Here is a 15,161-nt window from a genome sequence, read left to right on the forward strand (position 1 = left end):
ACCCGGACTCCCAGGTCGCGCAGGAGGAGATCTTCGGCCCGGTGCTCACCGTCACCGGCTACGACACCGACGACGACGCGATCGCGATCGCCAACAACTCCATCTACGGCCTGTCCGGTGAGGTCAGCAGCGCCGACGTGGATCGCGCGTTCGCCGTCGCGTGCCGGATGCGCACCGGCAACGTCACCATCAACGGCAAGAGCCACTTCGGCATCGGCAGCCCGTTCGGCGGCACCAAACAAAGCGGCCTGGGCTACCGCAACGGCGACGAAGGCTACAAGGAATACCTCGACGCCAAAACCATCGGCATGCCGGAGTGAGCGAAGCTTGCGAGCGAACCATGAATATGAGCGACGAGACCGCCATCGCCCAGCTGCTCTATCGCTACGCCCGCGCGGTGGACACCAAGGACTGGCAGTTGTACCGGTCGGTGTTCACTGATGACGCGCACATCGACTACTCGTCGGCCGGCGCAGCAGTGGGTGGCCGCGACGAGGTCGCCGACTGGCTGGCCGCCGGGTTCGGCACGATCCCGTGGTCCATGCACTACATCACGAACATCGAAAGTGATGTGACGGGCGATACCGCCTCGGTGCGGGCGATGTTCTACAACCCGATGCAGCTGCCCGGGATGGCCGAGCAGAGCGCCTGCGGCGGCTATTACCACCACGAACTGGTGCGCACCGCGGACGGCTGGCGCAGTCGAAGTCTGCGCGAGGACAACGTTTGGTTCGTCAACGCTCCAGGCAGGGGCTGAATCCGGCTCCGCTCACGACGAGAGTCGACTTCTGCAGACGGACGTCGAGTGCAGGCCCGCAAAACTCGGATCTCGTGCGGCCGCTAGCCCTCGGCAGCCAATTGCCCACACGCAGCGGCGATTTCGCGGCCGCGGGTGTCGCGGACCGTGCACGACACGCCGCGCTCCCGGACACGCCTGACGAACTCACGTTCGGCGGGCTTGGGGCTGGCGTCCCACTCGCTGCCCGGGGTCGGGTTGAGCGGGATGACGTTGACGTGCACGAGCGGCCCGAGCGCGCCGTGCAGTCGCTTGCCGAGCAGATCCGCCCGCCACGGCTGGTCGTTGACGTCGCGGATCAGCGCGTATTCGATCGACACCCGGCGGCCGGTCACGTCGGCGTAGTAGCGCGCCGCGTCGAGCGCTTCGCCGACCTTCCACCGGTTGTTGACCGGGACCAGGGTGTCGCGCAGCTCGTCGTCGGGGGCGTGCAGGGAGAGCGCCAGCGTGACGTTGAGCCGCTCGTCGGCGAGCTTGCGGATCGCGGGAGCCAAGCCGACCGTGGAAACGGTGACCGACCGCGCCGAGATGCCGAAACCGTTCGGAGACGATGCTGTGATTCTTCGGACCGCTGCCAGCACCCGGTTGTAGTTCGCGAGCGGCTCGCCCATTCCCATGAACACGACGTTGGACAGCCGCCCACTGCGCGCGGTGCGCGCGATCGGACGGGAGTCGCGGGTGCGCAGCTCCGCGCTGGCGGCACGGACCTGTTCGAGGATCTCGGCCGTCGACAGGTTGCGCTGGAGACCGCCCTGGCCGGTCGCGCAGAAGGGGCAGGCCATACCGCAGCCGGCCTGCGATGAGATGCACACGGTGTTGCGGTCGGGGTAGCGCATCAAGACCGATTCGAACGTCGCCCCGTCGACGGCGCGCCACAGCACCTTTCGGGTCTCCCCCGCGTCACATCCGATCTCGCGCACGGCATCCAGCAGCGTCGGGAACAGGGCGCCGGAGACCTGTTCGCGCACCGCGGCAGGCAGGTCGGTCATCTGCTCGGGATCCGCCGTCAACCGGCCGAAGTACTGGTTGGCCAGCTGCTTGCCGCGGTAGGCAGGCAACCCCAGCTCGGCGACCGCGGCGCCACGGTCGGCGTCCTCGAGGTCGGCGAAGTGCCGCGGCGGCTTTGCGCGGCGGGGCGGATCGAACACGAGCGGCAGAGGATTCGGCATGAGCCCTGCCAGTATCTCACCTCCGGCGCCGAACCCCTGATCGCCGACCCCGTCAGGCCAGCAGGGTCAGCACGATCCAGGTGGCGACCGCCGACGGCAGCATGGCGTCGATGCGGTCCATCATGCCGCCGTGGCCGGGCAGCAGGTTGCTCATGTCCTTGATGCCGAGGTCGCGTTTGAACTGCGACTCGACCAGGTCGCCGAGCGTTCCGGTGATCACCAGCATCAGGCCGAGCGCGACGCCGGCCCACCACGGCTTGTCGAGCAGGAACACCACCGCCAGCACCGATGCGGTGACACCGAACACCAGCGAACCGGCGAGACCCTCCCACGATTTCTTGGGACTGATCGCCGGCGCCATCGTGTGCTTGCCGAACAGGACACCTGCCACGTAGCCGCCGATATCGGAGAACACCACGCCGAGCATCAGGCAGAAGACCCGGTTGGCGCCGTCGTCGGGGTAGATGAGCAGCGCGCCGAAACTGGCGAACAGCGGCACCCAGGTCGCGAGGAACACCGTGGCGCTGATGTCGCGGGAGTAGTTCTGCGGCGAGTGGCGCAGCCCGTGCCCGACCAGCCGCCAGATCATGCACACCACGACGGTGCCCGCGAATCCGCCCAACGCGCCAGCAGCACCGAACGGCCAGGTCAGCCACAGCGTGGCCTGCCCACCGACGAGTAGCGGCACGAGCGGGATCTGGTAGCCGGCCTCCCCGAGACGCCGGCTCACCTCGTAGGTGCTGATGGCCACCGCCGTCGCGACCAGCGCGAGCCACAGGTAGGGCGCGAACAGCAGGATGGCGATGAGCCCGCCGCCGAGCGCGACGCCGACGGCGACTGCGGCGGGCAGGTTGCGGCCCGCCCGCGACGCCTTCGTCTGCGGCGGTTCGTCGACCGGCTGCTCTGCCACGGGAATCGATTGCTGATCGGTCACATCAGACCTCCAGCAGCTCGCCTTCTTTGTGTTTGACCAGCTCGTCGATCTGGCTCGTGTACTGGTGGGTGCTCTTCTCGAGGTCCTTCTCGGCGCGCGTGACCTCGTCCTCGCCGGCGTCGCCGTCCTTCTTGATGCGGGTCAGCTCCTCCATCGCCTTGCGGCGGATGTTGCGCACCGACACCTTCGCGTCCTCGCCCTTCGATTTGGCCTGCTTGACCAGATCGCGACGGCGCTCCTCGGTCAGCTGAGGGATGGCGACGCGGATGACGTTGCCGTCGTTGGTCGGGTTGACGCCGAGATCGGAGTTGCGGATCGCGTCCTCGATGTTGCGGAGCTGGTTGGCCTCGTAGGGCTTGATGACGATCAGCCGGGCCTCGGGAACGTTGATGCTGGACAGCTGGGTGATCGGGGTGGCCGAGCCGTAGTAGTCGATGTTGATGCGATTGAACATGCCGGGGTTGGCGCGCCCCGTGCGAATCGATGCCAGGTCGTCCCGTGCCACCGACACGGCCTTCTCCATCTTCTCCTCGGCATCGAAGAGCGTTTCCTCAATCACTGTGCTTCCACCTTCATCGGCTCCTCACGGCCCGGTCGGCACCCGTCATACGGTGACGGTGACCAGTGTTCCGATCCTCTCACCCGCGACTGCACGCGCGATATTGCCATCGATGAGCAGATTGAACACCAGGATCGGCATACCGTTGTCCATGCACAAGCTGAACGCCGTCGCGTCGGCCACCTTGAGTCCGCGATCGATGACCTCGCGATGGCTGATGGCGGTGAGCAGTTCGGCGTCGGGGTGGATGCGCGGGTCGGCGGTGAACACCCCGTCGACCGCCTTGGCCATCAGCACCACGTCTGCGCCGATCTCCAGCGCCCGCTGGGCGGCGGTGGTGTCGGTGGAGAAGTACGGCAGCCCCATGCCTGCGCCGAAGATCACCACGCGGCCCTTCTCCAGGTGACGCACTGCGCGCAGCGGGATATAGGGTTCGGCGACCTGGCCCATCGTGATGGCGGTCTGCACCCGCGTCTGGATCCCTTCCTTTTCCAGGAAGTCCTGCAGCGCAAGGCTGTTCATCACGGTGCCGAGCATGCCCATGTAATCGGAGCGGGTGCGTTCCATGCCCCGCTGTTGCAGCTGCGCGCCGCGGAAGAAGTTGCCTCCGCCGATGACGACGGCCACCTGGACGCCGCTGCGCACCACCTCGGCGATCTGGCGGGCGACCAGGGCGACCACGTCGGGGTCCAGCCCGACTTCCCCGCCGCCGAACATCTCGCCGCCCAGCTTGAGCAGCACGCGGCCGTAGGCGGGTCTGTACGGGGACGGCGAGCCTGCACCGTTGAAACTGGTGGATTCCGCCATCCGACTCCTTCGCGGTTCTCGCATGCGATGGCCGCCCCCTCCGGTGCCGCGGACGGCTCCCCTAATCCTGCCTCATCGCGACCGCCGAACCGCGTCGGGGTGTGGTTGAGCGCTCAGCCGCGGTGCGTGGTGCTGCGCTCTCTCGAGGAACGCGGCGTGGTGAGCCGTCCGGCCTCGGCCGCAGAGGGCGCTCGCTGCCCGCACAGCTGACACGCGAGCGCAGCGAGCTCCTGACGACTATGGATCCCGCTGTTCATGCGGCCGAGCAGCGGGTCCTGGGTCCGCTGACCGACGCGCAGCGCCGAGAGTTCCGGCAGCTGCACACCGAACTCGGTTGAGCCCCACCTACGACTCGCGGGCCCGTTCCGCCACCGGGAGCCCGGCATGGCTCTGGTGGCACGATTTCGGCGGCGACGGCGGAAGGTCCAGAGCCGGGTTGCCGTCGAAGAAGCCGACCGGCTTGAGGTGGAAGCCGGTGTAGGCGCACGGCATCACCGGCCAGTCCTCGGGCCGCACGACGTGGTGGGCGCCGACGGTGCACCAGAGCACGACATCGGTGTTCTCCAGCGGAGCGTCGTCGGCTACGAACTGCGGCAGACCCTGAACGTCTGCCGACTGGTACATGTAGTCACCCGCGGCGAACTTCTCCGCCGCGTCGTAGCGGGTCACCCACAGGTTGTGCTGGACGAACCGGGCCCGGTCGAAGATGTAGGACCCTTCCTGCACCATGACCGGGACCACGTCTTTGGGAGTGAGCTTGTAGGCGACCGGTTGCCCGAGCTCGTTGACCTTGGACGGGTTGGCGACCTTCCAGTACCTGCCGGTCGACCAGTTCCAGTCCCGCGCACCATCGGCCTCCGAGGCCACCAGCGTGTCCTGGGTGATCCACGCATTGCGGTGGGGGTTGAGTTCCGGGTCGGGCTCCGGAACCGAATCCACCTCGTAGACACTGTTTCCCGGCCCGTCGATGCTCATGTCGAGCCGGAAGTTGAAGAAGTGCTGATGGTTCGGACCGTAGATGCCTGGCGCGACCATCTTGCCCCACCGCGGCTGTTGCCCCTCCTCGATCGCACCCGTCGTGAGCACGCCGGACAGCTTCACCTCCACCTCGATGGAGGCGTCGTTGTAGAAGTACCAGAAGAAGCCGTACTCGTAGTTGCCGACGGTGCAGATCATCGAGATCACCAACCGCCGTGATCGCCGGACCTCCACCTCTTCGGTGCGGAAGTCGGTGTGCTTCCACGAGATTCCGTAGTCCTCTTCGTGCATGCAGATCGCGTTCGGAATCACCACCGCGTTGCCGCTCGAGTCGTTGACCGTCCCGTCGAAGTAGTAGATCTCGCCGAGGCAGTCACATCCCAGCGTCAACGGGTTGGCGGAGAATCCCATGCCGACCTCGCCCATGTCGAAGACGTTCTTGTTCCAGTGGGTCGGCGACGTGTCCCCGTAAGGCACCACCATCTCCGACAGCGATGCCCGGTACATGATGGGCCGGGTCTCGCCTCGATCGGTGTAGGCCACCTCGTGCAGCGTGATGCCTTCGCGGGGATTGAACCCGATGCGCATCGACCACTTCTGCCAGCTGACCTGCCAGCCGTCGACGGTGAAGCTGGGTCCTTCGGGCTGGGTGATCTCGATGGGCTTGACGTCGGAACGGAACTCGGTGAACGACGGTCGGTTGTTCGGATCGAACATGAACTGCTCGGAGTAGTTGCCCGCGGTCGGCGGCAGCGGCACCACGCCGTGGTCCTCGATGTCGATGACTTCCATCGCGTCGAGGTCGAACGTGACGATCAGCCCCTCGACGGGACGCGCGTACCCGTGCTCCGACGGCGCAGCCCGCATGAACGTCAGCGGGCGGCAGACGAGCGCCGAATTGTCGTAGTGGTCCTGCGCGCCGTAGTAGCCGGCAGGCCACGGGTCGATCATCGCCAGGCTGAAGTCGGTGACGCCGCGCTTGCGCATCGCCTCCTGCCAGCGCGGATCCTCCCGCACCTTCTCCTCGACCCCGGTCATGTGCTCGACGAGGTAGGACGGGAACCTTCCGGGGATCTCCTTCCACGAGTCGATGGTGCCCGCGACGACGTCGACGACCGCCTCGTAGATCATCTTCGCGGCGGCGTCGTACATGGTGACGAAAGCCTGCCGCGGCACCGACATCGCGGGATCGAATGTCAGCTCCGGCGTCTTCTCCGGTTCGGCGAGCTGGATCATCACGAATTTCAGTGTGGGAGTGCTGTACCCGGACTCCGAGATGATCCGGGCGGCCGATTCGATCTCCGCCCCGCTGAGGGGATCCAGCGGATAGCGGACCGAATCACCGGTCTCCGGTGTGCTCAACATCGTGCTGTCCATGGTCATTTGGTCGTGTCCTCCGTATCCGGGGCGGCTGCTTGGTTGAGGTCGAACACCGCGAGGTGGGCCAGCGAATCCTCCTGGCTGGTCTTGTGCGCCGACCGCCGGCCGAACACGTAGACCGCCAGGCCGAGCGCGAACATGCCGAGGCTGATCCCGCCCACCCAGGTCATCCAGGTGGCCTGTGGTACATCGATCCAGGGCGTGACGAACGAGTAGTAGATGCCGCCGATGGTGCCCAGGGAGCCGACGACGACCACCGCCCACACGCCGGCCATGCCGCCGGGAATGCGCCAGAACTGTTCGTTGACATAGCGATCCGCATACTTCTTGCGGGCGACGATCAACGGGATCAGGAAGAAGAATCCAGACAGCAACCAGACGGTGCTCAGGCCGCCCTGCAGGTAGATGGTGACGTTGGCCATGCTGCTCTGCGAGTACAGCCCGACCAGGATCAGCGACGAGATGACGCCCTGGATCAGGATGGCGGACACCGGGTTACGGGTGCGCGGGTTGAGATGGGTGAAGATGCGCGGCAGGTGCCGCTCCAGGCCGGAGACGAAGATCAGCCGCGAGTACGCCACCTGATAGGTCATCAGCGCCACGATGATGATGCCGGCCAGCACCACCGCGCAGATCTCCATCAGGCCGGGGAAGCCGGAGACGTCCAGCATGCCGATGACACCGGTGACGGGGTCGATCTCGTCGCCGGGCAGCGCCATCATCGTTCCGAGCGTCGTCAGCAGGTAGATGGCGACGAGCGCCGTGGAACCCCACAGGATCATCCGCGGCCCGCTCCTGCGCACCGACAGGAATTCGGCGCCCATGTTGTACGGGGTCTCCACGCCGAGCAGGTACAGCAGCACGGTGCCGTACAGGAAGCCCGCGACGGCGAAGTTGGGGATCGTGGCCTCTGCCCAGCTGAACGGCGTGGCCGAGCCGTTCTCGACCGCGAACAGCAGTCCGCAGGTGAAGATCGTCAGCGTCAGCGCGCCGTACACGACGAAGACGACGTTCATGATCTTCTGGCTGGCGGCCAGCTTGGCCAGCGCCAGGCCGATCACCGTCCACAGGATCACCAACTGCAGGATGATGCTGGTCGTCAGCCCCAGTTCGGTGTGGAATGCCAGCAACAGGAACTGCAGGACCACCGCAGGTGAGGACGCGGCGTTCAGGATCACCGGGACCCACGACAGGTAGCCGCCGATGAACCCCCACGTCTCCCCCATGGTGCGGTAGGCCCAGATGTACACACCGCCCTGACCCGGCCAGAGGTTGCCCAGTTCGACCACGGCCATGCCGGCGGGTATCAGGAACGTCAGGATGCCGAGCACCCACATCGGGATGGCAGTCCAGCCGCCGCCCGCCATCACCGACGAGCCGGTGACCCAGCAGATGATGAAGACGTAGGCGGCGGTCAGCCCGAAGGTGCTCATCACCTTGGGCAGGATCTGCTCGGGGACGAGCTCGGTGGTCATCAGCTTGTCGCGGTCGGCGGGCGGCGCAGCCTCGGTTTGTGTCATCAATTCTCCGAAATAGATCAGGACCCCAGGGGGATTGGGAGTGCTTGGGTCAGTTGATGATTTGTCCGTCTTTCATCCGGACGACACGGCTCGCTTCGTCGGCCACCGTGGGATCATGGGTGCTGGCGACCACGGTGACGCCCAGCGTCGAACACAGGTCGCGCAGCATGCGCACCACCGTCTCCCCCGTCCGGTGGTCGAGGTTGGCCGTGGGTTCGTCGGCCAGCACCAGGGTCGGGCTGCTGATCAGCGAGCGCGCGATCGCGGTGCGCTGCTGCTCACCGCCCGACATCTTGGTGGGCTGATGGTGCACACGATGGCTCAGGCCCACCAGTTCGAGGAGTTCGGTGGCGCGTCTGCGCAGCGATCGGCGGTCGTAGGGCTCGAACATCAGTGGCAGCTCGACGTTCTCGACCGCCGACAGGAACGGGATCAGGTTGTAGCTCTGGAAGATGAACCCGATGGTGTCGTGCCGCAGGGCCGCGAACTGACTCTCCGACAGCTGCGCGGTGTCCCTCCCTGCGATCTTCACGGCGCCCTTGGTGGGTCGGTCCAGCCCGCCGATGATGTTGAGCAGCGTCGACTTACCGCTTCCGCTCGGGCCCATCAGACAGACGAATTCGCCTGGCATCACCTGCAGTTCGGCTGCGACGAGCGCCTTGACGACCTCGTCGCCGAGTTTGTGCAGTTTCCACACGTCGCTGATCTCGATCACCGGCTTGTGTGAGATCTCGGTGTCGACCACAGCCGCGGTGGTCACCACCTCCGTCGAGTCGTCCAGAGCGGTCATGTGTCGTCTAACCTCCCGCGTTCAAAGATCGGATGGGTGAACGCGACGCCGCGTTCCACGTGGGCACGATGCTGGTGGCGACGGCGGCGACGAAGCTGACGCCGATGGCGATGAGCACCCCCGCCGTCATGCCGCTGTACGAGAGTCCGGTGGCGACGAAACCCAGAGACCGCAGCACGATTGCGGTGACCGCGGCCAGCGCGGCCCCCGTCAAGGCACCGAGCACTGCCGCCACGACGGGTTCGACGAGCAACGCCGCGACCACCGGCCCTCTGGGAACGCCGTTGGCGCTGAGCACACCGAGTTCCCGGGTGCGGTGGGCGACGGTACGCGTGGAGGCCACCGCCACTTCGACGACGCCGACGAGCAGCACGGTGACCGCGACCAGGATCACCGCCCGGTTGATCTCCTCGGCGTGACCCAACGACGCGGACTGTGCGCTGATGCCCGCCGACATCCCGAACACGAGCACCACGAGGAACGCACCCGTCGCGGTGGTGACGACCGGCAGCACCATCTCGCGCACCCGACGCCGGGCGGACATATACCCGTAGGCAAGGCCTTTGCTGATCATGGCTGTCCGTTCTTCGCGCAAGCGCTCATCACCTCGCCTCCAGGAGTGCCACAGGCCGCTCCTGCAAGAGCCGGTGCACCGGAACCAGCGCGCCGACGATCGCCATCGCGGGCAGGAACATCGCCGTCACCGCCGCGCCTTGTAGCCAGGCGGTCGGCGTGGCGATACCGGGAATCACCAGCGCCACAGCGACTCCCGCCGCGGCGACACCGACGGTGTAGGCGGCGGCGAACACGATCGCCGATTCGACGAGGAAGAAGTACAGCACCTCGTCGGCCAGGCCGATGCTGGACATGATGCCGAACTCGCGGCGCCGTTCGGTCACCGCCGCCAGAAAGGACGAGACCGCGATGACGAACCCAAGGCCCAGCCCGATGGTGGAGATCAGCCCGAGGGTCGAGCTGGTCACCTTGCCCGAGAAGAGCGCCGAGAACTTCTGCTCGAACGTCAGGGGGCCCGACCCTCCGACGGTGTCGTAGATCAGTCCGTCCCCGCCCGCATCGGGCTTGACCGACGGGTCGGGGGTGGACGGCAGTGCGACAGCTGCGCTGAAGGTCTGGGCGAGATCGCGGCGCTGCTCCCCGCCGGCCGGCGCGAACACCACCCACCAGCCGTCGTCTCCCGCGACCGACCGTGCCACCACCGACGGCACCGTCATCGTCTGGCCGTCACCGCTGATCTCGGCGCGCAGGCTCTGACCGCCGACCGTGACGCTGTCACCGTCACCGAGTCCGAGGCGATCAGCGAGCGGCGCTCCCAAAGTTGCTACGCCACCGGACAACTCGTCGCTACCGCGGACGGCCACCGATTGGCCGTCGACGTCGACGACACCCGAGAGCACGCGCGTACCGGTCCATCCCGCTGGCAGGACGATCCGCGGCGCCGGCCCGTCGGGAACCAACGCCTGCGCCGCGGGGTCGTAGTGCACTCCTGCGGCAGGCACCACCCACAGCTGGGCCCCGCCGAGAACGTCGGTGACCGAGTTCTCCCCCGTGATGGCGACGCTGGCCGAAATCGTCCGGACGACCGTCACGCAGGCGATCGCCAGCGCGATGCCGAGGACGGACAGCACGAATCGTTCCGGCCGCCGGCGGATGTTGGCCAGCGCGAATCGCACCAGGCACATGAACGTATTCCCGGTACCGGTAGTGATCTGCGTCGATCGGACGGATGTGGGCGGGTTGCTGACCTGACGGGTCTCCACGAAAGCGATGGTGAGAGCGAAAGGTTACACCAACCGCCCCGCGCAGTATCGGCGCTGTTAACACGCCCCCGATCCCGTTACGGCGATGTGTCGTGTCTGCAACGGATTTCGTCGCCGACGCGCCGTGCCGCCGGGGTCAGCCCTGGATCCTGGGCCAGGGCCGGGCTCCTTCGAGTTCGTAGGCGAGTTCGAGCAGCCGCGCATCCTGACCGAGGGCAGCCGAGAACATCATGCCGACCGGCAGCCCTGACGCGGATTCGGCCAGCGGCAACGAGATCGCCGGCTCACCGGTGGCGTTCTGCAACGGGGTGAACGCCACCCACTCGACGAGCCGGTCGATGATCTGCTGGTAGTCGGCCGTCGGGTCGAGGTGCCCGATGCGCGGCGTCACATCGGCCAGCGTCGGCGTCAGCAACACGTCGTAGGTCGACGCCACCCGCGACGTGATCCGTCGCACGCGGGCCAGCCGGGAGATCGCCGCGGGTAGCCGGTGCAGGTTGCGTCCGGCATGTCGCGTCAGTCCGTGCGTGAGGTTGTCGAGCCTGCCGTGATCGAAACTCTCCCCGAAGGTACGGCGCCCGCCACGCACCAATGCGAACGCCAGGAACGACCAGTACAGCAGGAAGTCGTCCATGAACCGGCTCGGCACCGGGTTGTCGATCACGCTCACCCGGTGGCCGAGCTCTTCGAGCAGCGCGGCCGTCTTGTGCGTCAACTCGCTCACCTCGGGGCTTGCCTCCCGCGCGATCGAATGGGTGCACACCGCGATTCGCAGCCGCTGCTTGCCGGGTCCGGTGATGTCGCCGACGGGTTGCAGCTTCGGGTTGGCCGTGACCCGTTCCATTTCGCGATAGAAGGCGGCGGTGTCGCGCACGGAGCGGGTCACCACGCCGTTGTGGACGATGCGCAGCGGCATCTGCCGCATGTCCTTGTCCAGCGGGAGCCGGCCCCGGGATGGCTTGAGACCGACCAACCCGTTGCAGGACGCGGGAATCCGGATGGATCCGCCGCCGTCGTTGGCGTGCGCGATCGGCACCACGCCTGCGGCGACGAACGCACCCGAGCCTGACGACGACGCACCGGCGGTGTGATCGGTGTTCCACGGATTGCGCACCGCCCCGAGGCGCGGATGCTCCGCGGACGCGCTGAAACCGAACTCCGAGAGCCGGGTCTTGCCGAGCGGCACCAGGCCGGTCGCGAGGTATGCCCGGGCGAAGTCGCCGTCGTCTTCGCAGGGCCGGGGATCCCAGGCGTCCGTCCCGCTCATCGTGGGCATCCCGGCGACGGCGACGTTGTCCTTGATGAACGACGGCACGCCGTCGAAGTAGGCACCGTACGGCCGGGGCAGTCGGCCGCGGGCCCTCGCCCTGTCGAACGCCTCGTAGGCCAGGCCGTTGAGAGCGGGGTTCACCGCCTCGGCCCGGGCGATCGCGGCGTCGATGACCTCATGCGCGGGCACTGTCCCGGCACGCAGCGCCTCCACGACGCCGACGGCATCGAGGTCGCCCAGAGCATCGTCACCGAACGCACTAATACGATCCATGGCCCGACGGTACCAAAGCGTACCGCCGGGTTCCGGCATTCTGACGACCACAGCACGAGGTTCCCGGGACCGGAGTCTCGGGGGCCTCGTGTGGAGTCGGTGACTACCTCAGAGCGACTAGGCCTGTCCGACCTCGAAGCGGACGAACCGCGTCACGGTCACGCCTGCCTCGTCGAGCAGCGCCTTCACCGACTTCTTGCTGTCGGACACCGACGGCTGGTCCAGCAGTACGACGTCCTTGTAGAAGCCGGTCACGCGACCCTCGACGATCTTGGGCAGCGCCTGCTCGGGCTTGCCCTCGTTGCGGGCTGTTTCCTCGGCGATACGCCGCTCGTTGGCGACGATGTCCTCCGGCACGTCCTCCCGGGTGAGGTACTTCGCCTTGAGCGCGGCGATCTGCAGGGCGACCGCGTGCGCGGCCGCCTTGGCCTTGTCCGCGTCGGCGCCCGAGTACTCGACCAGCACGCCCACCGCGGGCGGCAGGTCGGCTGCCCGCTTGTGAAGATAGGTCTCGGTGGTGCCGTCGAAGTACGCAGCGCGGCGCAGTTCGAGCTTCTCGCCGATCTTGGCGCTCATCTCGGCGACCAGCTGCTCGACCGTGGAGACGCCGACATGCGCAGCCTTCAACGTCTCGACGTCGGCGGCTTTCGCCGTCGCCGCAGCGGCGACGATCTCATCGGCCAACGTCTGGAACTCGGCGTTCTTCGCGACGAAGTCGGTCTCGGAGTTGAGCTCGATGAGCGCGCCGTCCTTCGCGGCCACCAGGCCCTCGGCGGTGGCGCGCTCCGCGCGCTTGCCGACGTCCTTGGCGCCCTTGATACGCAGCAGTTCGACGGCCTTGTCGAAGTCGCCGTCGGCCTCGACGAGCGCGTTCTTCGAGTTCATCATTCCGGCGCCTGTCAGCTCCCGGAGACGCTTGACGTCGGCAGCGGTGTAGTTAGCCATGTCAGCCTTTCGCTACAGAGAAATTAAGAGGTCGGCTCGGCCGCGGCGGGTGCCTCAGCCGAGGCAGCATCAGGTGCGGCGGCGGTCGTGGCGCCCGCCAGCAACTCCTGCTCCCACTCGGGCAGCGGCTCGGCCGCGGCTTCGGGCTTGTCGCCACCGCCGGCACCGCCACGGGCCTGCAGACCCTCGGCGACCGCGGAGGCCACCACCTTGGTCAGCAGCGCCGCCGAACGGATGGCGTCGTCGTTGCCCGGGATCGGGTAGTCGACGAGGTCGGGATCGCAGTTGGTGTCCAGGATCGCGATGATCGGGATGTTCAGCTTGCGCGCCTCGGCAACCGCGAGGTGCTCCTTGTTGGTGTCGACGACCCAGATCGCCGAAGGCACCTTCTGCATGTCGCGGATGCCACCGAGGCTGCGCTCGAGCTTGTTCTTCTCGCGGGTCAGCATCAGGATTTCCTTCTTGGTGCGACCCTCGAAGCCACCGGTCTGCTCCATGGCCTCGAGCTCCTTCATCCGCTGAAGGCGCTTGTGCACGGTCTGGAAGTTGGTGAGCATGCCGCCCAGCCAGCGCTGGTTCACGTACGGCATGCCGACGCGGGTCGCCTCCTGGGCGATGGATTCCTGCGCCTGCTTCTTGGTGCCCACGAACATGATCGATCCGCCGTGCGCGACGGTTTCCTTGACGAACTCGTAGGCCGAGTCGATGTAGGTCAGCGTCTGCTGCAGGTCGATGATGTAGATGCCGTTGCGGTCGGTGAAGATGAACCGCTTCATCTTGGGATTCCAGCGTCGGGTCTGATGCCCGAAGTGAGCGCCGCTGTCGAGCAGCTGCTTCATGGTTACAACAGCCATAGTGATGTGGCCTGGCCTTCTCAATTGTCGGTTGACGCGCAGCGTCGGGTGACGCCGAGCCCTGGTGCCTGCTGGTTACCGGACTCGTTCGAGTAGCTCGAGACGAGACCGCCGGCATCCGGATATGACCGCCGATGGGTGGCCATGCGCAGACACGCGAAGTCAGCCCGCAGTTGCGAGCTGCGGTTAGGAGTTTACACGCTGGACAGGGGTGGTTTTACCATCGCGGCGGCCATCCACAGCGGGCCGTTTTCGGGCTGGCGTGCGGCCGCGCCGATCCGCTGAACTGCCAGTATGCGCGTGCTCGCGGCGATCCTCACCCTGTCGATGCTGGGCGTGGCTCCCGCGGCGGCCGACGACGGGCGGCTGGAGTGGCCGCTGCGCCCCAGGCCGGCGGTCGTTCGTGGATTCGACGCGCCATCCCCGAACTGGCAGCGCGGTCACCGGGGCGTCGATCTGGCCGCGGTGCCCGGGCAGCCGGTTTATGCCGCCGGGGCGGGCACGGTGGTGTTCGCCGGGGAGCTGGCGGGGCGGCCGTTGGTGTCCATCGCCCATCCGGGTGGGCTGCGCACCAGCTATGAGCCGATACATCCGGCGGTGCGTCCCGGGCAGACGGTGACCGCGCAGTCGGTGATCGGTGATCTGTCGGCGGGTCATCCGGGATGTGCGGCTGCCGCGTGCCTGCACTGGGGTGCGATGTGGGGTCCGGCCGCGCGGGCCGACTACGTCGATCCGCTGGGGCTGGTGTCGAGCACCCCGATCCGGCTCAAGCCGGTGCGCTGACTTTCCGCCGGAATTGCATTCCAGCAGAGAAAATGCGAGTGCATGCCTGCTGGAACGCAATTCCGGCGCGGTTGGTCAGGCCCGTGGGTGGGCCTGGTCGTGCACGGCGCGCAGCCGCGCCACCGTGACATGGGTGTAGAGCTGGGTGGTGGCCAGCGTCGAATGCCCCAGCAGCTCCTGGACCACCCGCAGGTCGGCGCCGCCCTCGAGCAGGTGGGTGGCGGCGCTGTGGCGCAGGCCGTGCGGCCCGATGTCCGGCGCGCCCGCGACGGCGGCCATCGTCTGGTGCACAACGGTGCGCGCCTGCCGCGGGTCCAGCCGCCCG

16 protein-coding genes are annotated in these 15,161 nt (G+C 67.1%); 3 read left to right on the forward strand and 13 right to left on the reverse strand.

Annotated features, from left to right (window positions below):
* Together H7I57_RS06160 and H7I57_RS06165 are read left to right on the forward strand one after the other, a co-directional pair.
* A partial coding sequence (locus H7I57_RS06160; RefSeq protein ID WP_264022484.1) for an aldehyde dehydrogenase family protein occupies positions 1-320 on the forward strand: 320 nt, incomplete at its 5' end.
* Between the two features lie 26 nt (positions 321-346).
* Entirely contained in the window at positions 347-757 is a 411-nt protein-coding gene (locus H7I57_RS06165) for a nuclear transport factor 2 family protein (RefSeq protein WP_264022485.1), read from the forward strand.
* Between the two features lie 83 nt (positions 758-840).
* Here the strand turns inward: H7I57_RS06165 and rlmN are convergent, their stop codons facing one another.
* The 12 genes from rlmN to rpsB all read right to left on the reverse strand — a co-directional run bounded on the left by rlmN (position 841) and on the right by rpsB (position 14,053).
* Positions 841-1,965, reverse strand: coding sequence for a dual-specificity RNA methyltransferase RlmN (gene rlmN, locus H7I57_RS06170; RefSeq protein WP_264022486.1), 1,125 nt, complete (start codon positions 1,963-1,965; stop codon positions 841-843).
* 52 nt (positions 1,966-2,017) lie between these two features.
* On the reverse strand, positions 2,018-2,899 hold the full coding sequence (locus tag H7I57_RS06175) for a phosphatidate cytidylyltransferase (protein WP_264022488.1): 882 nt from the start codon (positions 2,897-2,899) through the stop codon (positions 2,018-2,020).
* A gap of 1 nt (position 2,900) precedes the next feature.
* Positions 2,901-3,458 (reverse strand): ribosome recycling factor, encoded by a 558-nt coding sequence (gene frr / locus H7I57_RS06180; protein ID WP_264022489.1) that lies wholly within the window; start codon positions 3,456-3,458, stop codon positions 2,901-2,903.
* 45 nt (positions 3,459-3,503) lie between these two features.
* Positions 3,504-4,289 (reverse strand): UMP kinase, encoded by a 786-nt coding sequence (pyrH, locus tag H7I57_RS06185; RefSeq protein WP_372510131.1) that lies wholly within the window; start codon positions 4,287-4,289, stop codon positions 3,504-3,506.
* A gap of 321 nt (positions 4,290-4,610) precedes the next feature.
* Positions 4,611-6,626 carry a primary-amine oxidase gene (locus H7I57_RS06190; RefSeq protein ID WP_264022491.1) on the reverse strand — a complete coding sequence of 672 codons (2,016 nt, stop codon included), beginning with the start codon at positions 6,624-6,626 and terminating at the stop codon, positions 4,611-4,613.
* Entirely contained in the window at positions 6,623-8,143 is a 1,521-nt protein-coding gene (locus H7I57_RS06195) for an APC family permease (RefSeq protein ID WP_264022492.1), read from the reverse strand. The genes H7I57_RS06190 and H7I57_RS06195 overlap by 4 nt, the downstream gene beginning before the upstream one ends.
* Positions 8,144-8,192: 49 nt before the next feature.
* The gene (locus H7I57_RS06200) at positions 8,193-8,933 is read right to left on the reverse strand and encodes an ABC transporter ATP-binding protein (protein WP_264022493.1); all 741 of its coding nucleotides are present in this window, start codon (positions 8,931-8,933) and stop codon (positions 8,193-8,195) included.
* A 7-nt stretch (positions 8,934-8,940) separates the two neighbouring features.
* Entirely contained in the window at positions 8,941-9,507 is a 567-nt protein-coding gene (locus H7I57_RS06205) for an ABC transporter permease (protein WP_264022494.1), read from the reverse strand.
* Between the two features lie 28 nt (positions 9,508-9,535).
* Complete coding sequence (locus tag H7I57_RS06210; protein ID WP_264022496.1) at positions 9,536-10,711, reverse strand: ABC transporter permease; 1,176 nt, start codon at positions 10,709-10,711, stop codon at positions 9,536-9,538.
* A 136-nt stretch (positions 10,712-10,847) separates the two neighbouring features.
* Positions 10,848-12,254 (reverse strand): amidase, encoded by a 1,407-nt coding sequence (locus tag H7I57_RS06215; RefSeq protein WP_264022497.1) that lies wholly within the window; start codon positions 12,252-12,254, stop codon positions 10,848-10,850.
* A 117-nt stretch (positions 12,255-12,371) separates the two neighbouring features.
* Entirely contained in the window at positions 12,372-13,199 is an 828-nt protein-coding gene (gene tsf, locus H7I57_RS06220; protein WP_264022499.1) for a translation elongation factor Ts, read from the reverse strand.
* A gap of 23 nt (positions 13,200-13,222) precedes the next feature.
* Positions 13,223-14,053 carry a 30S ribosomal protein S2 gene (rpsB, locus tag H7I57_RS06225; protein WP_264022500.1) on the reverse strand — a complete coding sequence of 277 codons (831 nt, stop codon included), beginning with the start codon at positions 14,051-14,053 and terminating at the stop codon, positions 13,223-13,225.
* A gap of 294 nt (positions 14,054-14,347) precedes the next feature.
* Between rpsB and H7I57_RS06230 the strand changes: the two genes are divergently transcribed.
* Positions 14,348-14,836, forward strand: a complete 489-nt coding sequence (locus H7I57_RS06230; RefSeq protein WP_264022501.1) for a M23 family metallopeptidase — start codon at positions 14,348-14,350, stop codon at positions 14,834-14,836.
* A gap of 75 nt (positions 14,837-14,911) precedes the next feature.
* Here H7I57_RS06230 and H7I57_RS06235 read toward each other — a convergent pair.
* Positions 14,912-15,161 (reverse strand): tyrosine-type recombinase/integrase (locus tag H7I57_RS06235; protein ID WP_264022502.1); only part of this gene is annotated, 250 nt, incomplete at its 5' end.

It is taken from the genome of Mycolicibacterium pyrenivorans (assembly GCF_025821625.1).
Classification (GTDB): Bacteria; Actinomycetota; Actinomycetes; order Mycobacteriales; family Mycobacteriaceae; genus Mycobacterium; species Mycobacterium pyrenivorans.